Origin of the sequence: Streptomyces sp. NPDC048751, assembly GCF_043198595.1 — a bacterium.
Taxonomy (GTDB): domain Bacteria; phylum Actinomycetota; class Actinomycetes; order Streptomycetales; family Streptomycetaceae; genus Streptomyces.
This window is the reverse complement of the sequence record NZ_JBICUX010000001.1, coordinates 969,073-989,886: the sequence shown is the minus strand read 5'-3', so window position 1 is coordinate 989,886 and position 20,814 is coordinate 969,073. Positions and strand designations below refer to the sequence as shown.

The 20,814-nt window shown below is 71.8% G+C and carries 18 protein-coding genes; 13 read left to right on the top strand and 5 right to left on the bottom strand.

The window, feature by feature from the left end:
• Positions 1-43: 43 nt before the first annotated feature.
• Positions 44-1,432 carry a glycoside hydrolase family 43 protein gene (locus ACGFNV_RS04390; protein WP_393619258.1) on the bottom strand — a complete coding sequence of 463 codons (1,389 nt, stop codon included), beginning with the start codon at positions 1,430-1,432 and terminating at the stop codon, positions 44-46.
• A 284-nt stretch (positions 1,433-1,716) separates the two neighbouring features.
• Here ACGFNV_RS04390 and ACGFNV_RS04385 point away from each other — a divergent pair, with 284 nt between their 5' ends.
• The 4 genes from ACGFNV_RS04385 (at position 1,717) to ACGFNV_RS04370 (ending at position 5,594) form a co-directional block, all read left to right on the top strand.
• Positions 1,717-3,162, top strand: coding sequence for an amidase (locus ACGFNV_RS04385; RefSeq protein WP_393619257.1), 1,446 nt, complete (start codon positions 1,717-1,719; stop codon positions 3,160-3,162).
• Positions 3,163-3,275: 113 nt separating this feature from the next.
• A complete protein-coding gene (locus tag ACGFNV_RS04380; protein ID WP_393619256.1) occupies positions 3,276-3,494 on the top strand; it encodes a hypothetical protein in 219 nt (72 codons plus the stop codon).
• A gap of 133 nt (positions 3,495-3,627) precedes the next feature.
• Positions 3,628-5,109 (top strand): flotillin family protein, encoded by a 1,482-nt coding sequence (locus ACGFNV_RS04375; RefSeq protein WP_393619255.1) that lies wholly within the window; start codon positions 3,628-3,630, stop codon positions 5,107-5,109.
• A gap of 38 nt (positions 5,110-5,147) precedes the next feature.
• Complete coding sequence (locus ACGFNV_RS04370) at positions 5,148-5,594, top strand: type II toxin-antitoxin system PemK/MazF family toxin (protein ID WP_133925350.1); 447 nt, start codon at positions 5,148-5,150, stop codon at positions 5,592-5,594.
• Here ACGFNV_RS04370 and ACGFNV_RS04365 read toward each other — a convergent pair.
• Positions 5,579-6,427, bottom strand: coding sequence for a TIGR02452 family protein (locus ACGFNV_RS04365; RefSeq protein ID WP_393619253.1), 849 nt, complete (start codon positions 6,425-6,427; stop codon positions 5,579-5,581). The two genes, ACGFNV_RS04370 and ACGFNV_RS04365, sit on opposite strands and share 16 nt — an antisense overlap.
• A gap of 286 nt (positions 6,428-6,713) precedes the next feature.
• Here ACGFNV_RS04365 and egtA point away from each other — a divergent pair, with 286 nt between their 5' ends.
• The 4 genes from egtA to egtD are packed head-to-tail and all read left to right on the top strand — an operon-like array spanning position 6,714 to position 11,102.
• The gene (gene egtA, locus ACGFNV_RS04360; RefSeq protein WP_393619251.1) at positions 6,714-8,021 is read left to right on the top strand and encodes an ergothioneine biosynthesis glutamate--cysteine ligase EgtA; all 1,308 of its coding nucleotides are present in this window, start codon (positions 6,714-6,716) and stop codon (positions 8,019-8,021) included.
• Entirely contained in the window at positions 8,018-9,352 is a 1,335-nt protein-coding gene (egtB, locus tag ACGFNV_RS04355) for an ergothioneine biosynthesis protein EgtB (RefSeq protein ID WP_393619250.1), read from the top strand. Before egtA ends, egtB begins: the two co-directional genes overlap by 4 nt.
• The gene (egtC, locus tag ACGFNV_RS04350; RefSeq protein ID WP_393619249.1) at positions 9,352-10,143 is read left to right on the top strand and encodes an ergothioneine biosynthesis protein EgtC; all 792 of its coding nucleotides are present in this window, start codon (positions 9,352-9,354) and stop codon (positions 10,141-10,143) included. Before egtB ends, egtC begins: the two co-directional genes overlap by 1 nt.
• On the top strand, positions 10,140-11,102 hold the full coding sequence (egtD, locus tag ACGFNV_RS04345) for an L-histidine N(alpha)-methyltransferase (RefSeq protein WP_393619248.1): 963 nt from the start codon (positions 10,140-10,142) through the stop codon (positions 11,100-11,102). Before egtC ends, egtD begins: the two co-directional genes overlap by 4 nt.
• A gap of 54 nt (positions 11,103-11,156) precedes the next feature.
• Here the strand turns inward: egtD and ACGFNV_RS04340 are convergent, their stop codons facing one another.
• The gene (locus ACGFNV_RS04340) at positions 11,157-12,431 is read right to left on the bottom strand and encodes an extracellular solute-binding protein (protein ID WP_393619247.1); all 1,275 of its coding nucleotides are present in this window, start codon (positions 12,429-12,431) and stop codon (positions 11,157-11,159) included.
• A 212-nt stretch (positions 12,432-12,643) separates the two neighbouring features.
• Between ACGFNV_RS04340 and ACGFNV_RS04335 the strand changes: the two genes are divergently transcribed.
• Positions 12,644-12,859, top strand: coding sequence for a dodecin (locus ACGFNV_RS04335; RefSeq protein ID WP_393619246.1), 216 nt, complete (start codon positions 12,644-12,646; stop codon positions 12,857-12,859).
• Positions 12,860-12,889: 30 nt separating this feature from the next.
• On the opposite strand, the gene ACGFNV_RS04330 is transcribed toward ACGFNV_RS04335, so the two are convergent.
• A complete protein-coding gene (locus ACGFNV_RS04330) occupies positions 12,890-13,441 on the bottom strand; it encodes a hypothetical protein (protein WP_393619245.1) in 552 nt (183 codons plus the stop codon).
• A gap of 124 nt (positions 13,442-13,565) precedes the next feature.
• On the opposite strand from ACGFNV_RS04330, the gene ACGFNV_RS04325 reads away from it, so the two are divergent.
• The 3 genes from ACGFNV_RS04325 (at position 13,566) to ACGFNV_RS04315 (ending at position 16,993) form a co-directional block, all read left to right on the top strand.
• Complete coding sequence (locus tag ACGFNV_RS04325; RefSeq protein WP_393619244.1) at positions 13,566-14,786, top strand: right-handed parallel beta-helix repeat-containing protein; 1,221 nt, start codon at positions 13,566-13,568, stop codon at positions 14,784-14,786.
• Between the two features lie 243 nt (positions 14,787-15,029).
• Positions 15,030-15,401, top strand: a complete 372-nt coding sequence (locus ACGFNV_RS04320) for a DUF485 domain-containing protein (protein ID WP_393619242.1) — start codon at positions 15,030-15,032, stop codon at positions 15,399-15,401.
• Positions 15,395-16,993 (top strand): cation acetate symporter, encoded by a 1,599-nt coding sequence (locus tag ACGFNV_RS04315; protein WP_393619240.1) that lies wholly within the window; start codon positions 15,395-15,397, stop codon positions 16,991-16,993. The genes ACGFNV_RS04320 and ACGFNV_RS04315 overlap by 7 nt, the downstream gene beginning before the upstream one ends.
• Positions 16,994-17,060: 67 nt before the next feature.
• Here the strand turns inward: ACGFNV_RS04315 and ACGFNV_RS04310 are convergent, their stop codons facing one another.
• Positions 17,061-19,184, bottom strand: coding sequence for an NACHT domain-containing protein (locus tag ACGFNV_RS04310; RefSeq protein ID WP_393619238.1), 2,124 nt, complete (start codon positions 19,182-19,184; stop codon positions 17,061-17,063).
• Positions 19,185-19,381: 197 nt separating this feature from the next.
• On the opposite strand from ACGFNV_RS04310, the gene ACGFNV_RS04305 reads away from it, so the two are divergent.
• Entirely contained in the window at positions 19,382-20,812 is a 1,431-nt protein-coding gene (locus tag ACGFNV_RS04305) for a hypothetical protein (RefSeq protein ID WP_393619237.1), read from the top strand.
• The last annotated feature ends 2 nt before the right edge of the window (positions 20,813-20,814 follow it).

Genomic DNA, 20,814 nt, shown 5'->3' with positions numbered 1-20,814 from the left:
ATTCCGGAGCCAGGACGACCGACCAGGTCAGCGGCGGTACGGGTCAGGCCCAGGCCGTCACCGGTACGAACGAACTGTCCTGCCGGAACAGGTCCGTGCCGTCGGTCGGGTCGACGCGGAGCTGGTAGTTGTAGTGGCGCAGGTAGTAGCCGGGGTAGTTGTACGCCTCGAGGCGCAGCGAGCCGCTCGCGGTGCCCGTGCGGGCGATGAACGTGGCGTCCTTGGCGAACGTCGAGGTGCCGTCGTTGGGGTCGAAGCGGCCCCGGAAGCTGTAGTGGCGCAGGTAGTTGCCGGCGGCGTCACGGAAGGAGTAGCCGTTCGCGTCGGCGAGGCCGGCGACGACGGTGAAGGTGGACGCCTGCTTCTCCGCGGTGCTGCTGGAGCCGCTCACCACGGGCAGGTTGAGGAGCGATGACTGCTCCTGCCAGTACCGGGTGGAGAAGTTGGCCGACTGGAAGGAACGGGTGACGTTCTTCGCGAGGCTCACTCCGCCGGACACCGTTTCCTTGATGACGGTGAAGTGGCGCGCCGTTCCGGATATGGCGGGCAGCGCCTTCGGCGCGCTCCAGGTGGCGAAGGTGTCGTAGCTGTCGCTGTAGTAGTACTTGCCGTCGCCGTAGCCGTCGAAGAAGATCCGCCAGGCGCCGTTGTCGAGCTGCACCAGCGCGGGGCCCTCGCGGTAGCTGCCCCAGCCGGCCCAGTCGCCGGTCCTGGAGATCGTGTAGGGGCCGGTGAGGCGCGAGGCGGTGGCGTACTCGATGTACTTGGCCGTCTCGTTCTTCGTGAAGGCGTGGTAGGTCGAGCCGATCCGCACGATGAACGTGTCGATGTGGTTGGCGCCGATGCCGGACAGGGCGACCGGTGAACTCCAGGCGGTGAGGGCGGAGTTGGTCGCCTTGAGTACGTAAGGGGTGAAGATCCACTCGTCGTTGGTGGTCGAGCAGGACACGATGATGTTGACGCTGCCGTCGCTGTCGACGAACCACTCCGGCGCCCAGGCGCGGGACAGGTTGGCGATCGGGACGGTGTAGTCGTACAGGAAGGTCCAGTTGACGCGGTCGCTGCTGCGCGCGAAACCGATGGTGGTGCTGACGTCCTGCCAGGTGTGCGTGGTGTAGGTGATGTAGTAGAAGCCGTCCGTGTGCTTGAAGACACTGGCGTCGCGGATGCGGTTGCTGGGCGGGGTGTACGCCGAGGACTTCACCAGGCGGAAGTCGGTGGCGTCGTCGGACTGGTAGACGTTGACCGTGCCGTCGTTGCTGTTGAGGAACGGAACGATGGTGTAGCGGGTGGCCGAGCCGCTGGGCGGGGCCGCGGCGAGGGCCGTGCCGAGCAGGCCGGGCGCCTCGCCCAGCACGAGCGCCGAGGCCGGCAGAGCGGCCAGCGCGCGCAGGAGGGTGCGGCGGGACGGGCTGGGGGGACGTCTGGTCACGTGCGGCTCTCCCTGGTGCTGAGGAGTCCCAAAGACTCGGTCGTTCGACAATCCGAACAGGGTTCGGAAAGTCGATCGAAAGGTAGGGGTGGGGCCCGGGCGCGTCAATGGTTTGCGCAGGACGGAACCGGCCCCGTGGGGGAGCTGTTGTGTCGGCGCTGCTCTCGGTGGCTGATGTCGGAGGCGAGTATTCCTGCCGCGCGCGTGTGGCGTTCCGTCATCACGCCACCACACGTTACCGTTCGGTAGGACAACGCCGTCCCGGAGTGCCCGGAGGTACCCGCATGCCGCTCGACCCTGGCGACCGCGCCGACCGCGCCGAAGGCCTGGCGGAGACCGCCCGTGCGCTGGCCGACGGGGAGGTGTCGGCCCGTGAGCTGGTCGAACGCACGCTCGCACGGATCGAGGCGGCGCAGGGCACCCTCAACGCCTTCCGTGTGGTCCGGGCCGAGGCGGCGCTCGCCGAGGCCGAGGCGGCCGACCGGGAACTGGCCGACGGGGCGCGCCGCCCGCTGCTCGGGGTGCCCGTCGCCGTCAAGGACGACATGGACGTGGCGGGCGAGCCGACCGCGTTCGGCTGCCGGGGCGAGCACCCACCGGTGGCCGAGGACGGCGAGGCGGTACGGCGGCTGCGCGCGGCCGGGGCCGTGATCGTCGGCAAGACCAACACCTGCGAGCTGGGGCAGTGGCCCTTCACCGAGGGCCCCGCGTTCGGCGCCACCCGCAATCCGTGGAGCACCGAGCACACCCCGGGCGGTTCCTCGGGCGGGTCGGCGGCCGCCGTCGCCGCCGGTCTCGTGCCGGCCGCCCTCGGCTCCGACGGGGCCGGCTCGGTCCGCATCCCGGCCGCCTGGACCCATCTGATCGGCATCAAACCGCAGCGCGGCCGCATCTCGACCTGGCCGCGCGGCGAGTCCTTCCAGGGCATCACGGTCAACGGCACACTCACCCGGACCGTGGCCGACGGCGCCCTGCTCCTCGACACGGCGAGCGGCAACCACGCCCAGGATCCGCACCGGCCCCCCGCCGTCGACGCCTCGGCCGCGGTGGGCCGCGACCCCGGCCGGCTGCGGGTCGCGCTCGCGCTCAAACCGCCGTTCACCGCGCTGCCCGCCCGGCTGTTGCCCGACGTGCGCGTCCGGGTCGTCGAACTCGCGGAGAAACTAGCCGGGTTGGGGCACACCGTCGAGGAGGCCGACCCGCCGTACGGGCAGATCGGGCTGACGTTCATCCCCCGGGCGACCGCGGGGATCGCCGAGTGGGTCGCCGAGGCGCCCTTCCCCGCGCTCCTCGACCCGCGCACCCGCGAGGCCGCCCGGCTGGGCCGGCTGCTCGCCGGCGCGCCGCTGCGGGCGGCGCGCCGCGCGGAGGCGGCCCTGCACCGCCGGATCGGCGCGTTCTTCGAGACGTACGACGTGGTCCTCGCGCCGACCACGGCCGCTCCCCCGCCACGGATCGGGGCCATGCTGGACCTGGGCGGGTTCGCCACCGACCGCGCCATGATCGCCGCCTGCCCCTACGCCTGGCCGTGGAACGTCCTGGGCTGGCCCGGCGTCAACGTGCCCGCGGGCTTCGCACCCGGCGGGCTGCCCGTCGGGGCGCAACTCCTCGGCCCGGCCGACAGCGAGCCCCTGCTGCTGTCCCTCGCCGCCCAACTGGAGTCCGAACTGCGCTGGTACGAACTCTGGCCCCCGCACACGGCGGTCGCGGACTCCTCCCCGGCGGTGTGAGCCCGCGCCCAGGGAGCGCCCCGAGGCGGGCGAGCGCGGGAGGCAGCGGAGTCCGTGAGCATGCCAGGGCGCAGCAAGCACGTTGCGGGCGCGCCGGCCCTTACCCTGTGCCCATGGAGGACGCTTCGTTGGTCGGGCTCATGGGGCGGGTCACCGGCACGGTCGGGCCGGGGCTCGTCGGTGAGGTGATCGTCCGGGTGCGGGGCGGGGCCGAGCACTTCCTGGCCTACCCGGCGAACGGGATCGGCCGCATCGCGCCCGGGACCGTGGTGATGGTCGTGGAGCATCTGCCGCCCAGGACCGTCTACGTCACGGAGGCCTACGACAGTTGAGACCGCCTCTGCGCAGGTGAGAGCCGTGCGCGTCAAGGTTTCGACAAGGATCCGTCAGTCTCTGTTCCCCGGGGTCGGGCAGGAGCACACTCCCTTCGTTCGGTGCCGTCAGGGCACCATGCAAAGGGGGCGTATGCCGATGGTTGTCGGCGTCGTTGCGGGGGTGGCGGTTGTCGCCGTCCTCGCTCTGATCGGTCTGTTCAAGTTGATGTGGCGGGTCGCGGAACCCAATGAGGCACTCGTCATCTCCGGCTCCAAGCACCGCATGGAGGGCCTGGAGGAGGGGATGGGCTTCCGCATCGTCACGGGGCGCGGCACGCTGGTGATGCCCGGGGTGCAGGTGGTCCGCAAGCTCTCGCTCGACCTGAACGAGACCGAATTGCAGGTGGACTGCGTGACCCACCAGGGCATTCCGCTGAAGGTGCGGGGCGTGGTCATCTTCAAGGTGGGCGACGACTTCGTGTCGATCGCCAACGCGGCCCGGCGTTTCCTCGACCAGCAGAAGCTGATGTCGGAGCGGGTGCACAACGTCTTCGCCGGTCATCTGCGGTCCATCGTGGGCGGGTTGACGGTCGAGGACATGATCCGCGACCGGGAGAAGCTCACCGGGCAGACCCGTGCCGCGTGCGGCACGGAGATGGAGAAGCTGGGCCTGATCGTGGACTCGCTGCAGATCCACGAGATCGAGGACCCGACCGGGTACATCCAGAACCTGGCGATGCCGCACGCGGCGGCCGTACAGCGGGACGCGCGCATCGCGCAGGCGGAGGCGAATCGTCTCGCCACGGAGGCGGAGCAGGCCTCGTTCGCCCGGATGGCGGAGGCGACCCGCGACAGCGAGATCCTCCAGGCCGGTTACCAGGCCGAGCGTGACAAGGCGGGCGCCAAGGCCCGTCAGGCGGGTCCCCTCGCCGACGCGGCCGCCCGCCAGGAGGTCGTCGTGCAGGAGACCCGGGTCGCCGAGCTGGAGGCGCACCGGCGTGAGCAGCAACTCCAGGCCGATGTCCGCAAGCCCGCGGACGCGAAGGCCTACGAGAAGCGCACGCTCGCCGAGGCGGAGCGCGACGCGCGGATCTCGGCGGCGCAGGCCAAGGCGAAGGAGACGGAGCTCGCGGCCGCCGCCGAGGCGACCCGGGTGAAGACCGCCGCCGGAGCCGAGGCCGAGGCCACGAAGACACGGGGCACGGCCACCGCCGCCGCGACCCGTGCCACCGGCGAGGCCGAGGCCGCCGCCGCACAGGCCAGGGGTCTGGCGGAGGCCGAGGCGATCAAGGCGCAGGGTCTCGCGGAGGCGGAGGCCATCAAGGCCCGTGCCGCCGCCCTCGCCGAGAACCAGGAGGCCGTGGTGGCGCAGCAACTCGCCGAGAAGTGGCCGGAGATCGTCCAGGCCGGCGCGTCCGCGTTCGGCAACGTCGACAACATGGTGCTGCTCAACGGCGCCGACGGCATGGCCGAGGTGTTCGCGAAGGCGCTCACCATGGGCGGCACCGGACTGGGTCTGGCACGACAGTTGCTGGCGTCGATGAACCAGAACGGGCAGGCCCAGAGCGGGACTCCGTCCCTGAACGGGGTCGCGGGCCCGCCGTCGCAGAAGGTGCCGGTGCAGGACAAGTAGTACTGCGTGTTCACGGGGGCAGCCTCTAGGGTGCCCCCGTGAACACGTTTACCGACGAGAACGTCCCGGGCCGCTTCGGCCCCTCCGCGACCACCGAGGCCGACCCCCGCGAGGTGGGCCGGGTGCGCACCGAGTACTCCCCCGCGCACGACGGCGACCCCGACCCCGGCGAGATCGTCTGGACGTGGGTCCCCTTCGAGGAGAACGACGGCCGGGGCAAGGACCGCCCGGTGCTCGTCGTCGCCCGCGAGGCGGGCGGTACGTTCCTCGCCGTGCAGCTCTCCAGCAAGCACCATGACGGTGACCGGGAGTGGGTGGCGATCGGCAGCGGACCGTGGGACCGCTCGGGGCGGGAGTCCTGGGTGGACGTCGACCGTGTGCTGAGGCTGCACGAGGACGGCATGCGCCGGGAGGCGTGCGCGCTGGACCGGATGCGTTTCAACCTGGTGCGGCACCGGCTGCACGAGCGCTACGGCTGGACCTGAGCGCTCTCGTGGGGGAACGCCTTCTCGAAGGCGCCCCGCACCACGTTCCCCGGCGTCCGGTCCAGCACGCCGAACACGACCTGCGTGAACGTGCGTGCGAATCGGCCGCCGGGTTCGAGCAGCGCCCGGAACGCGCCCGCCACCTGCGCCGGGTCGTTGCGGAACACCCCGCAGCCCCAGGCGCCCAGCACCAGGCGCCGGTAGCCGTGGGCGGCGGCCGTCTCCAGGACCCGTTCGGCCCGGACGGCCAGGGCCCGCGGCAGCTCGGCAGCGCGCTCGGGCACCGTCCGCAGGACGACGCCGGCGTTCGGCGCGGCCGAGGTCAGGAATCCGGCGGTGTACGGCTCGTCCAGCAGGCGGCCGCGGTCGTCCCGGAAGACGGGCACGGACGGTGAGTGGATGACGCGGTCCGTGTAGAACGGGTCGCGGTGGGCGCGGTGATGGTCGTAGAACTCGCGGACCTCGACCAGGCAGGCGTACAGCGCGGAGGCGCGGCACAGTGCCTCCTCCTGGGCCTGGGCGCCGTTGAGGTAACCGCCGCCGGGGTTGCGCGCGGAGGCGAAGTTCAGCACCGCGACCGGTCCGTCCGGCGCGAGCCTGCGGGCCGCCTCCGTGCTGCTCTCGCCGGTGACCGCGATCCGTGTGTCCACATCAGCCGCGTCGGGCGCCGGCACGGCTACCGGCACCGGATCCGGGCCCACCATCAGCGTCCCCTCGCGGGCCGCCCGTATCGCCGCCGCGAGCGACACCTCGTGCCCGTCCGGCGCGCGGTACGCGCCCGCCGTCACGATCTGCTCGGTCTCGCGCGCGATGCCGCGCAGCCGCGCGCTCACGGCGCCACCCCCGTGGGCGCCGTGACCGCGCGCCGCGCGGCCTCTCCCGTCCCGTCCGTCTCCCCCGTCGTGCTCATGAACGCATCGTGAGGGATGCTGGACGCGCGGTGCAACGGAGTTTTCCGGGTACGAGAACACCCGGGAAGTGGCCGTCCCAGGTCCCGAAAGTACCGTTGTGCACCCTTGTGCGATTCGGATTGAGGGTCTTGGGTGGGACGAGTGATGCCGGTCCGGCTCTCATGAAGGCCGGACCGATGGCATGGTGGAATCTCAGGAGGATCCCGACATGTCGGATACGCCAAGTGACTGTTCGGCCGGTGACTGTACGGAGCACCACACCGTTGTCACCGAGGCCGACGTAGAGGCCCTGGTCAGGGGCATCTGTTTCAAGACCGGCCCGCCTCGCGCGGTCGGGGTGGAGGTGGAATGGCTCGTCCACGAGCTGCGTGAACCGCGGCTCCCCGTATCACCCGAACGACTCAGAGCGGCCTACGCCGCCCTGCGGACCGTGGCCCTGAGGTCGGCGCTCACCATCGAGCCCGGCGGCCAGCTGGAGCTCAGCTCGCCGCCCGCCGCCTCCCTGATGGAATGCGTCCGCACCGTCTCCGCCGACCTCGACGCCGTCCGCACGGTCCTGCGCCGGGACGGCCTCACCCTCGTGGGCCTCGGCGCCGACCCCTGGCATCCGCCCCGCCGGTTCCTGCGGGAGCCGCGCTACGACGCCATGGAGGCGGCCCTCGACCGTACGGGCCCGGCCGGCCGCGCCATGATGTGCACCTCGGCCTCCGTCCAGGTCTGCCTGGACGCCGGGCACGAGGACCCCGGCCCTCTCGGGGTCGGGCGGCGCTGGTGGCTGGCCCACACGCTGGGCGCGGTCCTGGTGGCCGCGTTCGCCAACTCCCCCCTGCTGGGCGGCGAGCCCACCGGCTGGCTCTCCACCCGCCAACTGCTGTGGATGGAGATCGGTGCGGGCCGCGCGGGCGCACCCGAGCTCGACGCCGAGCCGCGCGGTGCCTGGGCACGGCACGTCCTGGACTCCCCGGTGATGTGCATTCGCAGCGAGGACACCCCGTGGGACGTGCCCGAGCGGCTCACCTTCCGGGAGTGGACGAGGTCGGGGCGGCCGACGCGCGAGGACCTCGACTACCACATCACGACGCTGTTCCCGCCGGTCCGGCCGCGTGGCCACCTCGAGCTGCGGATGATCGACGCGCAGCCCGGCGACGACGGGTGGATCGTGCCGCTCGCCGTGGCGACCGCGCTGTTCGACGACCCGGAGGCCGCCGAGACGGCGTACCGGGCGGTGAAGCGCCTGACCGAGCGTGCCATGGCGCTGCCGGCCCCGCACAACCCGCTGTGGCTCGACGCGGCCCGGCGCGGTCTGGCCGACCCCGAACTGCACGACGTCGCCCTCACGTGCTTCACGGCGGCGCTGGAGGCCCTGCCCAGGCTCGGTGCCACCGCGGAGGTTCTGGACACCGTCACGGCGTACCTCGACCGGTACGTCCGCCCGGGCCGGTGCCCCGCCGACGATCTGCTGGAACAACTGCGCGACGCGGACGGTCGCGCGCACGGGAAGGACATCCACCCATGACCGAGCCCGCCCTCGACGCCGAACCCACCGTCGACGCCGATACCGTCCGCGAGCGGGCGGTGGCCTCCCTCGTCACAGCGCGCGAGCGCACCACCTTGCTGACCACCTGTGTCGAGGGACCCGACCTCACCGCCCAGCACTCGCCCCTGATGTCGCCGCTGGTCTGGGACCTGGCGCACATCGGCAACCAGGAGGAGCTGTGGCTGCTGCGGGCGGTCGCCGGCCGGGAGGCGATGCGGCCGGAGATCGACGGCCTCTACGACGCCTTCGAACACCCCCGCTCCGAACGCCCCTCGCTGCCCCTGCTGCCGCCCGACGAGGCCCGCCGGTACGCGGCGGACGTGCGCGGGCGGGCGCTGGACGTCCTGGAGAGCGCCGACTTCCACGGCACGCGGCTGACGGAGGCCGGCTTCGCCTTCGGGATGATCGCGCAGCACGAACAGCAGCACGACGAGACGATGCTGATCACCCATCAGCTCCGCAAAGGCCCGCAGGCCCTCACCGCACCGGACCCGGACCCCGCGCCGCTGTTCACCGGGCCGGCCGAAGTCCTGGTCCCCGGCGGCCCGTTCACCATGGGCACCTCCACCGAGCCGTGGGCCCTGGACAACGAACGGCCCGCGCACCGCCGGGAGGTGGCGCCGTTCTACATCGGCACCACACCGGTGACGAACGGCGCGTACCAGGCGTTCATCGACGACGGCGGCTACGACGACGAGCGCTGGTGGACCGCGGACGGCTGGGCCCACATACGCGGGCACGCGCTGTACGCACCGCTGTTCTGGCGCCGTGACGGCAGGCAGTGGCTGCGCCGCCGCTTCGGCGTCACCGAGGTCGTACCGCCCGACGAGCCGGTGCTGCACGTGTGCTGGTACGAGGCCGACGCCTACGCCCGCTGGGCCGGACGCCGGCTGCCCACGGAGGCGGAGTGGGAGAAGGCCGCCCGGCACGACCCGGCGGGCGACCGCTCCACGCGCTACCCGTGGGGCGACGCCGACCCGGCGCCCGAGCACGCCAACCTCGGCCAGCGGCACCTGCGTCCGGCGCCCGCGGGGAGCTATCCGCAGGGGGAGTCGCCGCTGGGCGTACGGCAGTTGATCGGTGACGTGTGGGAGTGGACCGCGAGCGACTTCCTGCCGTACCCGGGCTTCCAGGCCTTCCCGTACAAGGAGTACTCCGAGGTGTTCTTCGGCTCCGACTACAAGGTGCTGCGGGGCGGTTCGTTCGCCGTGGACCCGGTGGCCTGCCGGGGCACGTTCCGCAACTGGGACCATCCGATCCGGCGGCAGATCTTCTCCGGCTTCCGCACCGCGCGCTCGGTGGACGTCTGATGTGCCGTCATGTGGCGTACGTGGGCCCCGAGGAGCCACTGGGCCGGCTTCTCGTGGAACCCCCGCACGGTCTGTACCGGCAGTCGTGGGCGCCCCGGCGGCAACGGTACGGGACCGTCAACGCCGACGGTTTCGGCGTGGGTTGGTACGCGCCGGGTGACCCGGTGCCCGCCCGCTACCGTCGGGCCGGGCCGATCTGGGCCGACCTGTCCTTCGCCGACCTGGCGCGGGTCGTGCGCACCGGTGCCCTGCTCGCCGCCGTCCGGGACGCGACCCTGGCGGGGGCGGACGCGGAGGCCGCGGCGGCGCCGTTCGCCGCCGGCACCTGGCTGTTCAGCCACAACGGCGCCGTCCCGGGCTGGCCGGGTTCGCTGGCCGCGCTCGCGCCCACACTCCCCGCGGTGGACCTGCTGTCCCTGGAGGCCCGCAACGACTCGGCGCTCGTGTGGGCGCTGGTCCTGGCGCGCCTGCGGGCCGGTGACGACGAGGCGGAGGCGCTCGCCGCCACGGTCCTCGAGGTGGCCGCGGCGGCCCCCGACGCCCGGCTCAACCTGCTGCTCACCAACGGCGAGACCATCGCCGCGACCGCATGGGGAGACACCCTCTGGTACCTCTCGGAGCCCGGCCGACGCGCGGTCGTGGCCTCCGAGCCCTACGACGACGATCCGCGCTGGCAGGAGGTCCCCGACCACACCCTGCTCACGGCGAGCCGCGCCGACGTCCTGCTCACCCCGCTCAAGGACCTGAGCGAGGACACGGCACCCGTACCGTTCGAGGAGCCAAGCACGTGAGTCCGTTCCGAGTAACCCGCACCCTGCCCGAGGACGCCACGGAGACCGCCCTGCGCGTCGACGTCCTGCGCGGCCTGACCGCCACGCCCAAGACGCTGCCGCCGAAGTGGTTCTACGACGCCAACGGCAGCGAACTGTTCGATCAGATCACGGAGTTGCCCGAGTACTACCCCACCCGTGCCGAGCGGGAGATCCTTCTCGCCCGGTCCGGCGAGATCGCCGCCGCAACCGGCGCACGTACCCTCGTCGAACTGGGCTCCGGCTCCTCCGACAAGACCCGCCATCTGCTCGACGCGCTCACCGGCGTGCACACCTACGTTCCCGTCGACGTCAGCGAGAGCGCCCTCACCGGCGCCGGGCACGCCCTGATCGCCGAGCGGCCGGAGCTGAACGTACACGCCCTGATCGCCGACTTCACCGACACGCTGACCCTGCCGGACACGCCCGGGCCCCGGCTGGTGGCGTTCCTCGGGGGCACGATCGGCAATCTGCTGCCGGACGAGCGCGCCGGGTTCCTTGCGTCCGTACGGGCGTTGCTGTCCCCCGGTGACGCGCTGCTGTTGGGCACCGATCTCGTGAAGGACGAGCGGGTGCTGGTCCGGGCGTACGACGACGCGGCCGGCGTCACGGCCGCGTTCAACAAGAACGTCCTGGCCGTCGTCAACCGTGAGCTCGGCGCCGACTTCGACCCGGACGCCTTCGGCCACGTGGCGCTGTGGGACGCGGAGAACGAGTGGATCGAGATGCGTCTGCGCTCCCGTGCAGCGCAGACGGTCAAGGTCCCCGTCCTGGACCTCGCCGTCGACTTCGCCGCGGACGAGGAGTTGCGCACGGAGGTGTCGGCGAAGTTCCGCCAGGAGGGCGTGCGCGCCGAACTGGCCTTTGCCGGGCTGGAGTTGACGCACTGGTGGACCGACTCCGAAGGGCGGTTCGCGCTGTCGTTGAGCACGGTGCGGTGACGTGGGACGTCGGCTGACGTCGACCGACGTCAGCCGCGTCGCCGCGTCGCCGCGTCAGCCCAGGGAGACCTCCAGCGCCTTCGTGACGCGTCGGGAGGCGCGGCGGGCCTCCGTCGCGGGGTCGGCCCCGGTGAGCACCTTCGTCATGTAGTCCTTGATCGGGTTGTCCGCCTCGACGGCGGCCCACTCGGGGGTACTGGGGGTCGCCCGCCCTTGTGCGGCGCCCGCCGCCATGGCGGCGACCCCCTCCTCGCCGGAGACCGCTCCGGCGAGGGTCCGCTTGTTGGGCACGTAGTTCATGGTGCGGGCCAGCTCGGTGTTCCACTTGGCGCCGGTGAGCGCCTTGACGACGGCGACGGCCCCGTCGTGCTGGTCCGTCCGCCTCGGTACGACGAGGTCGGAGCCGCCGGTGAAGACGGCACCCGGCTTGTCGGCTCTCTTGCCGGGGACGGGGAAGAAGCCCAGCTTGCCGGCGAGGTCCGGGTTCTGCTGGACGATCACCCGGGCGAGCCCCGGCACCGCCACGATCTGGGCGACCTTCCCCCGGGCGAACACGTCGGCCTGCGGCGGGTGGTCCTCGTCGGCGGCGACCGGGCCGTCGCCGAGGGACTGGAGTTTGCGGTAGAAGTCCATGCCGCGCAGGGCGGCCGGGGTGTCCAGGGAGCCCTGCCAGATGCTGTTGCGCTCGGTCGCCAGGTCGCCGCCCTCGTCCCAGATGAAGCCGGAGAGGGTGTACCAGTCCTGCCCGGCCAGGTAGATGCCCTGGTGCCCGTCCGAGTCGAGCTTCTCGGTGGCGGCGAGCCATTCGGCGCGGGTCCGGGGCGGGGCCTTGACGCCGGCCTGCCCGAAGAGGTCCTTGCGGTAGATGACGACGCGGTTGGCCGCGTACCAGGGGATGCCGTACTGGTGGTTCCTCAGCTGCCCCGGTACGGCGAGGCCCGGCAGCCAGTCGCGGCCGCCCCAGTCCCGCACCGACTCCAGCGTCAGGTCGAGAAGGCGGCCCCCCTCGACGTACTGCGGGACCTGGGTGTTGCCGACCTCGATGACGTCGGGACCGGACGGGGTGTCCGTCTCCAGGGCGGCCTCCACCTTGGCACCGATGCCGGTCCATTCCTGGATGCGGATGTCGAGGTCGAGGTCGGGGTGGGCGCGTTCGAAGTCCTCGGTGAAGCGGCGCAGGAAGTCCTGCGACGCGCTGTCCTTCATCAGCCACACGGTGACGGTGTGCCGTTCGCTCTCCCCGAGGTGCGGCACCAGACCGCAGGCGCTGAGGCCGAGACCGAGAAGTGCTGCGGGGACACAGACGTGGGCGAGGGGGTGACGTCTCACGGGGGTCCTGTTTCTGTCTGGCGGACAGGGGTCACGGGCCCGGCGTGGGGGACGAGCGCGGTGCTCGAACGGGTGTGCCGGATTTTGGTATAGACCAATACGGCGGGTCAAGGGGGCCCAGGACATTGCCCCGACGTCTCGCGCGCCGCCGCGACTTGGGGCACGGTGGAGTGACGCGTGACACACGTGAGCACTCACGGAGAGGAACCCGCATGTCGAACCACACCTACCGGGTCACCGAGATCGTCGGCACCTCCCCGGACGGCGTCGACGAGGCCATCCGCAACGGCATCACCCGCGCCTCACAGACGCTGCGCAACCTGGACTGGTTCGAGGTGACGCAGGTACGCGGACAGCTCGAGAACGGCGAGATCGCACACTGGCAGGTCGGCCTGAAGGTGGGCTTCCGCCTGGAGGAGAGCGAGTAAGCCCCCAGAGCCTGTCCGAGGACACCCCCCTCAGGTACGCCCTTCACGCTCCTGCGCCGTCTTCAGCTCGGTCGAGGGTGTCGCCCAGCGGGCGAGCACGACATGAAAGCCCTCCCGCCGGGCGTCCTCGCAGACCAGTTCGTCGTCGTCGACGAGCACGCGGACCTCCCGGGTACGGGCGAGCCTGCGGAGGATCTCCAGCTTGGTCCGCCGGGCGGGCCTGCGGTCGTCGTTGCGCCGCATGTACACCCGCCCCGTGGGCAGCCCGTGCGCGTCGAGCCAGTCGAGCGTGTCCTGACGGCAGCGTTCGGGCCGCCCGGTGAGGTAGACGACATCGCACTCCTCGGCGCTCTCCACGGCCAGCGCGACGCCCTCCGCCAGCGGCGGATCCTGCGGAGCGGCCGCGAAGAAGGCGTCCCAGTCACGCGGCTTGCGCTCCAGGAACCGCTGCCGGTGCGCCGTGTCGGCGAGCGTGTTGTCCAGGTCGAACACGGCGAGCGGGCGCTTGCCGCCGGCCGCCCCACGTCTGCCGCCGACCGCCTCACGGCCACTGACGGCCGCCCCACGGCTGCTGCTGTTCATCACACGGCCACCCTACGCACCCGGCAACCTTCGCGCCCCGGGCGGCCACTGCTGTGCGACGACAGCCGACGGCGGTCGGCGACGGCCGGCACCGGCGGGCAGGCAGGCGGAGGCGGGAGACCCCATGCGCAACACGGCGATCTGGACGGCGGCACTGGCGAGCGCGGCACTGGTGACGGCATGGGGGACAGCGGGCACGGCCGCCGCCTCCCCGGCGGCCGCGGCGGCCACGACACTCGTCGTCGCCACGAACGGCGACGACACCGCCCCCGGCACCCTCGCCCGCCCCCTGAAGACCGTCCAGCGGGCGGTGGACCTGGCGAAGCCGGGTGACGTCATCGCCGTACGCGGCGGTACGTACACCCTCACGGACAACATCACCATCGCCACCTCGGGCACCGCGTCCCAGCCCATCACCCTGGGCGCCTACCAGGGCGAGCGCGTGGTCGTCGACGGCGAGCGGCTCCCCGCGAGCCACACCCCCGTCGGCGGCAGCATCCCGCGGGCCGAGCGCGGGGCGATCCACCAGGAGGCGTCGTACTGGCGGATCTCCGATCTGGAGATCATCAACGGGCCGTACGGCGTGTACTGCGACGGCTGCAACGGCAACGTCTTCACCCGCCTGTCCACTCACGACAACTACGAGTCCGGCTTCCAGCTCCAGGGCACCTCCAGCAACAACTTGATTCTGAACCTGGACAGTTACGCCAACCGCGACCCGCGCAAGAACGGCGAGAGCGCGGACGGGCTGGCCGTCAAGGAAGGCAGCGGCGCCGGAAACGTCGTGCGCGGCGCCCGTCTGTGGAACAACGTCGACGACGGCTTCGACGCCTGGAAGTTCACCTCTCCCATCCTGATCGAGAACACCGTCGCCCACGGCAACGGTTTCAACCGCTGGGGCTTCCCCGACTTCGCCGGAGACGGCAACGGATTCAAGCTCGGGGGAGGCAGCCCGGCGCCCGCCGTGGCCCATACCGTGCGCAACTCGACCGCCTTCAAGAACGCGGCACACGGCCTGACCGACAACGGCAATCCGGGCGCCCTCGCCCTGAGCAGGAACAGCACGTACGGCAACCAGGGCACCGGCTTCGACGTCGACACCTCGGGCGGCAAGGCCGTACTCGCCGCCAACCTGTCCGTCGCCGACGCGCGTGCCGCGGCCGTCGGACCGGGCACGGTCGCCAGCGGCAACTCCTGGAACCTCGGCGGGACATGGAACGCCTCGTCCGTGCTCAGCACGGACCCCGCCCCGCTCACGGGTTCCCGAGCGGCCGACGGCTCGCTGCCGTCGGCGCCGTCGTTCCTCGTCCCGCGCAACGGAGCGGCCGTGGGCGCCCGGTTCTGACAACGCATTTCACGTCCGGCGGTTGATTGCTCAAGCACCCCACTGCAATACTCCGCTTTCGACCCAGCCGATCCACAGGAATCCGAACAGCCGGGAATTCGGATTCACAATCCCCCCACAAAACCCGCACCGTGCGGGGCACACAGCAGCAAAGAAGGTGCGTTTGTGCCCGAATTTTCACCGTGGCCCGACGACTCGTCCGCATTTCACGCTCCGAGCTCCGAACCGATAAGTCCGCAGCAGATGTCGCACGATCCGGAATTCCGCTCGCTGCGCCGTGCCCGGCTGCGGTTCGGGGTGCGGGCCACGGCCCTGTCGGTCGGTGCGTTCCTGCTGTACGTGCTGCTGTCGAGTTTCGCGCCCGGTGTGATGAACCAGCCCCTGATCGGCCACCTCACCCTCGGACTGACCCTCGGTCTCGGGCAGTTCGTGGTGATGGCGGCGACCGCCTGGTCCTACGTACGGCACATGCGCACCAAGGTCGACCCGCTCGCCGGCCACTTCCGGTCACAGCTGCGGCATGAACCTCTTCGTCCGCGTTCGAGCGCACACGGAACGGCCGCGCACGGAACGGCCCCGCAGGCACAGGGCGCGAGGGGGTACCGCACGTGGTGACGAGCGCAGCCGGCGTCGTCGACGACTTCAGCCTTCAGCTGACGTTCGTCCTGTTCCTCTCGGTGGTCGTGGCCACCCTGTTCACCGCGCTGCTGACAGCTCCTCAGCGCGACGAGATCGGCGAGTTCTACCTCGGCAACCGCACCATGTCGCCGTTGCGCAACGGCCTCGCCATGTGCGGCGACTACCTGTCCGCCGCGACGCTGCTGGGCAGTACGGGCCTGGTGGCCCTGACCGGCTACGACGGGTTGATGTACCTCGGCGGCACCACCGTCGCCTGGATGATGGTGATGCTGCTGATCGCCGAACCGCTGCGTCGGACAGGGAAGTTCACGCTGGGCGACACGGTCGCGCTGCGCATGCCCCGGCAGCAGCGGCCGGTGCGGCTCGCGCTGGCCGTGTGCACCCTGGCGATCGCCACGCTCTACCTGGTGGCGCAACTCGTGGGCAGTGTGGCCCTGTTGACCCAGTTCACGGGTGAACCCAGCCCCGTCACCCGCACCTTGTGCGTGATCGTGATCGGCACCGTCGTCATCATGTACGCCTCCCTCGGCGGCATGCCCGGCGCCACGGTCATCCAGATCATCAAGGCGGTGATGCTGGTGGTGGGCATCACGGTCACCGCGGGCTGGGTGCTCCACCACTACGACTGGAACCCCAACGCCCTGCTCTCCGCGGCCGCCGACCGCAGCGGCAACGGACTGCAGTTCCTCGAACCCGGCCTGCGCTACGGCGGCACCACGACCAACAAGGTGGACTTCTTCAGCCTGGAACTGGCGATCGTCCTCGGCCTCGCCGCACTCCCCCACGTGCTGATGCGGCTGCTCGCCCCGCGCAGCGTCAAGGTGCTGCGCTCCTCCGTGGTGTGGGCCCTGGGCCTGGTGGGGTTGGTCTGCTTCGCGGCCGGCATCGTCGGCCTCGGCGCCAGCGCCGTCGTCGGCCGGGACACCATCGCGGACACGGACCGCACCGGCAACGCCTCGATCCTGCTCCTCGCCCACGAGTTGGGCGGCAGTGTCCTCACCGCGCTGCTGTCCTGCCTTGCCTTCGTCACGCTGCTCGCCGTCGCGGCCGGTCTGACCCTCGCCGCGGCCTCGTCCCTCGCCCACGACCTCTACGGCGAGGTGATCCGCAAGGGCCGGGCGAGCGAGCGGGAGGAACTCACCGTCGCCCGGCTGGCCGGGGTCGTCATCGGCGTCCTGGGCATGCTGCTCGCCCTCGTCGCCTGGGGGGCGAACACCGCGACGCTGGCCTTCCTCGCCTTCGCCATCGCGGCGTCCGCCCTCCTGCCGACGCTGGTGTACACCCTCTTCTGGAAACGCTTCACGGCCCTGGGCGCGCAGCTCAGCCTCTACGGCGGCCTGCTCTGCTCCGTCCTGCTCGTCGTGTTCTCCCCCGTCGTCTCCTCCACGCCGGCCTCGATCTACCCGGACTCCGACTTCGCCTGGTTCCCCCTGCAGAACCCCGGCATCGTCTCCATCCCGGCGGGCTTCCTCCTCGGCTGGCTCGGCACGGTACTGAGCGACCGGCGCGAGAGCGCCCCGTACGAGGAGTTCGAGGTGCGGATGCTGGTGGGGGTCGCGGAGGAGTGAGCCGTCACCGCCCCCGGGGCGGCCGAACCGACCCCGGGGCGGCCCGCCGAGCCCCTGCCGCCCCGTCTCATGGGCCGGCTCCCGAAGTGACCCCTGACGTCGGCGCCACGGGCCGCGGGTGTGCGGCGAGCCAGTGCTGGAGTTCGGCGTGCCGGAACTGGTACACGGGACCGGAGTAGCGCATGAGGCCCACGGTGCACGCCCAGTCCAGGAAATGGCCAAGACGCAAGGGGAGCCGGCGGCGCGAGCAGAGCAGGAAGACCAGATAGCGACGGGCGGCGCTGAGGCCCGAGGCCTGGCCGGAGGCGATCGCCGCGGCCGCCCCGACGACCAGGCCCGTGCTCGGCTCGAGCAGCAGCGCCGCCGAGCCACCGAACGCCACGCCTCCGCACAGCCCGGTGCCGACGGCGTAGAGGAGCCCGTACACGGTGTCGTCGCGGAGGGCGACGGGTGGGCTCACGGCGGTCGTGGGAGCTCCTCTGAGTCCGGCCGCGACGCTGAACCGGAAGCCGGCGGTGAGCCCGGCGACCAGGCCCAGGACCGTTCCCAGGGCCAACGCCGCGCCCTGATGCCCGGCCGCGGCGGCCCATGCGCCGGCCGCGAGCCCCACGACGGTGCCGATGACCGTGCCGAGGAGGAGGTTGGCGACGAGGCCCAGCAGGAAGCGTCCCCGTCGGCCGGGGAGATGCCGTTTCTGCCAGTCGAGTCTGCTCGGGCTCAGCGCGAGGGCGGCACCGAGCCCCGAGACCGCGGCCAGGGCCAGGACACAGGCCGCGGCCTCCCCGGGGCGCGGTGTGAGCCAGGCGGCCGGGAGGACCGCGGCGATCGAGCAGAAGGTCAACAGCGCGTCCGCGACGCGCACCTTGAGCGCACCGGCCAGCGGCCACAGGGCATGGACGTTGATGTCGGTGGTCAGGTGGGCGACGGCGCCGGTTCCCCCCAGATGCCGGGTGAGGTGATGCAGCCAGACGTGGACCCGGTCGGGGTGGTAGGGAGCCGGAGCCGTGCCGTCGGCCGCCGACTCGACGGCGGCGGGGATGTAACGGTCCAGCAGGTGGCGGTCGAGTGCGTCCGGGTCGTGCAGCGCGATCAGTTCCGCCGGCCGGCCTCGGTACCGGTAGACGGTGGCGGTCAGCCCGAGCCGCCAAGGAGTCGACAGGGCACGGGCGAGTGTTCCTGTGGGATGCAGGTCGAGATGGTCCAGCAGCGGCCCCCAGCGCGTGGCGTCGTACGAGCGTTCACGCAGGTAGGACAGCGCTCGCGCGGACTCCACGGGCGAGACGAGCACCAGCGCGGAGTCGATCAGCGGTTCGTGTCGCATGAGGGCCTCGTAGTGGGCGATCCTGCTGGTGAGTACGACCGGCCCAGCGTCCAGTCCGGTCTGGTGGGCGTTGAGAAGCCGTAACGCGGCCGCCGCACGCGGAGCCGTCGGGTCCGCCGAGCCGTCCGCGCGCAAGGGGTCCATCTCGTCGAGGCCGTCGAGGACCGGCAGGACCATGCGGCGGGCGACCAGCTTGGCCGCCATGTCCCGGGGCCAGTCCAGAGCCTGTGACAGGTGTTCCTCCAGCAGGTCGGTCAGTGACTGGCCGGTGTCCCACTGTGCCATCGGGATGCGGACCGGAACGGGATCGGTGTCGGCCCGTCCGGCGGCCAGCGCGACGACCAGTTCCAGCGCGAGAACCGTCTTCCCGGAGCCCGGGGCGCCCGCGATGACGAGCCGCCCGGGGCGGGTGGCACGGAAGAACTCCGCGATGTCGGGTTCGGGCGGGGGCTGTCCCGGTGCGGGGTCCCCCGGTACGCGGAAAGTGTGGCCCGCCGCCGGGGCGTCGGCACCGCGTCCGGGCGTCGCCCGCAGCGTGTAGCGCAGGTCGATGCGCCGGGTGTCCGCGCCGAGGAGCTGCCGCCGTAGCTTGCCCTCGCTCTCCTGCACCTGGACGGCCAGCGTCGCCGCCCACTGCCGCACGAGGTCGGTGTCCGTCGTCTCGAGTGGCTTCCGCAGCGCCGCCACCGCCGCGGCCAGTCCCGCCACCGAGACCGGCAGCCCGAGCAGACCGGCCGTATCGGCCGGGTCGAGCCCACCACGCAACAGCTGCGCGACCACGTACGCGGCAGCTCCCAGGAAAAGCACCGTGCCGACCCCTACGGCCAACAGCCGACGCTCCCGCTGCCGTCGTCCCCCGATGTCCGCCATGCCTCGCTTCATACCCCTCGCCCGGCGAGAACTCTCCGGCCGCGGTGACAAGTTGACCAATCGCCCGAAGTTGCAGGTATGGGCGCCTGCAACTCCGTACCATGTCCGTGCACTTGGCCGTCCCGGCCCTCACACCCACCGCAGGCGGACCCTCCTGGAGGCGCGATGTCGTCAGCCGGCTCGACCGTGGGGCGCGCTTGAACGGCCCGGACGCCGTACTGGACGAACTCACCCGGCTCCTGCTTCGCCTCGACGGCTTCCGGGACGAACAGACGCGCCAGGTGCTCCTGGAGGAACTCTCCGCGGACACCGGTGAACGGATCGAGGTCTCGGGAGACGATCCCCTCCCACAGGCGCGCTCCCTGATCCGTCAGTGCGCGTGGCGCCCCGGCGTGATGCCCGTTCTGGTGGACCTGCTGCGCGACTTCCACGGCGACACCGCCGAGACACTGCGCTTCCGTGAGCTGGCCCCCCGGCTCGGGTTTCCGTCGCTGCTCACCGGGGAGGAGCGCGCCACGCTGCTGCGCCTGCTGCGCTCCTGGGAGCGGGACATCTGGCGAAGCGCCTACGCCCGGGCGGCGGCGCTGGTGCCGGAGCGGCCGGAGGACCTCCCGCACGCCCTGGAGCTCCTGGAAGACCTCATCGCTCCGCCGGGGGACGTCCCTCCGCTGCTCCGCTTCGCTCTCACCCTCGCCGATCGTTCCGCGCCGCAGGATCGTGTGCGCCTCTGGGAGTGGGCGTACGAGGTCGCCGAACGCCTCGGCATCCCGGCAGGCCGACTGGGCGACCCCGCCGCCCCCGGCCGGACGCGACCGCCGGAGGGCGTGACCCTGGTCCTGCGCCTTCAGCCCTTCCTGCCGGCCCGGCCGGAGTACCTGCTGTCGGTGTGGCTCGGCCAGGGCGACGGGCATTGGATCCCCCTCGTCCACGAGGACGAGCCGCAGCGCCTCGACCAGATCTCCGCCCGCGTCAGGGACTTCCTGCGCACGGCACACGAGTACGACCTCGACGGACCGAGCCGCGTCGAGTTCATGCTGCCACGCGAACTGATCAACCTGCCCGTGGAACAGTGGTTGGTGCCGACGTCCCCCCGGGACCCCGGGAGGCCCCTGGGGTGTCTGCATCCCGTCGTCGTGCGGGACCAGGACCGCCAACGCGACCCCTGGACCCGCCGGTTGTGGCAGGACAGGTGGCGACGACTGCGGCACGGCCGCCCCGACCACGTGCCGGCCCTGCTGCTCGACGCGGACCAGACGGCCGTCGGCCGGCATGAGTTGTCCCAGCGGATGGAAACGGCTGTCCCCGTGCTGGTCAGTGGAACGTCCTCCTGGGAAGAGCAGGAGGGCACCCTCCAGGAACGCCTGGAGCTGCTTCTGCAAACCGGGGTGCCCATCGCGGTGTGGGACCGCACGGGGGGCCCCGAGAGCACCCGGTTCCTCCGGGAGGACCTGGCCCCCCGACTGGTCGACGAGGGGGGACTCGACAGGCTTCCGCACATCATCCTGGATCTGCGCAGGCGCACCGCGGCTCTGGACGGCGCACACCGCCCGAGCACCGACCTCGCTCTGCTCTGGGACGACCCGGAGCGCACCCCGCTGCGCGCCGGAGAGTTCCGCGCACCCCTGTGAGG

Excerpts from the sequence above, each read along its gene's own strand:
- ACGFNV_RS04375 (WP_393619255.1), top strand. The coding sequence starts at position 3,628 with ATGCCGATGGTTGTCGGCGTCGTTGCGGGGGTGGCGGTTGTCGCCGTC.
- ACGFNV_RS04380 (WP_393619256.1), top strand. The coding sequence starts at position 3,276 with ATGGAGGACGCTTCGTTGGTCGGGCTCATGGGGCGGGTCACCGGCACG.
- ACGFNV_RS04330 (WP_393619245.1), bottom strand. The coding sequence starts at position 13,441 with ATGAACAGCAGCAGCCGTGGGGCGGCCGTCAGTGGCCGTGAGGCGGTC.
- ACGFNV_RS04310 (WP_393619238.1), bottom strand. The coding sequence starts at position 19,184 with ATGGCGGACATCGGGGGACGACGGCAGCGGGAGCGTCGGCTGTTGGCC.
- egtC (WP_393619249.1), top strand. The coding sequence starts at position 9,352 with ATGTGCCGTCATGTGGCGTACGTGGGCCCCGAGGAGCCACTGGGCCGG.
- ACGFNV_RS04335 (WP_393619246.1), top strand. The coding sequence starts at position 12,644 with ATGTCGAACCACACCTACCGGGTCACCGAGATCGTCGGCACCTCCCCG.
- egtB (WP_393619250.1), top strand. The coding sequence starts at position 8,018 with ATGACCGAGCCCGCCCTCGACGCCGAACCCACCGTCGACGCCGATACC.
- ACGFNV_RS04320 (WP_393619242.1), top strand. The coding sequence starts at position 15,030 with ATGTCGCACGATCCGGAATTCCGCTCGCTGCGCCGTGCCCGGCTGCGG.
- ACGFNV_RS04385 (WP_393619257.1), top strand. The coding sequence starts at position 1,717 with ATGCCGCTCGACCCTGGCGACCGCGCCGACCGCGCCGAAGGCCTGGCG.
- ACGFNV_RS04325 (WP_393619244.1), top strand. The coding sequence starts at position 13,566 with ATGCGCAACACGGCGATCTGGACGGCGGCACTGGCGAGCGCGGCACTG.
- egtA (WP_393619251.1), top strand. The coding sequence starts at position 6,714 with ATGTCGGATACGCCAAGTGACTGTTCGGCCGGTGACTGTACGGAGCAC.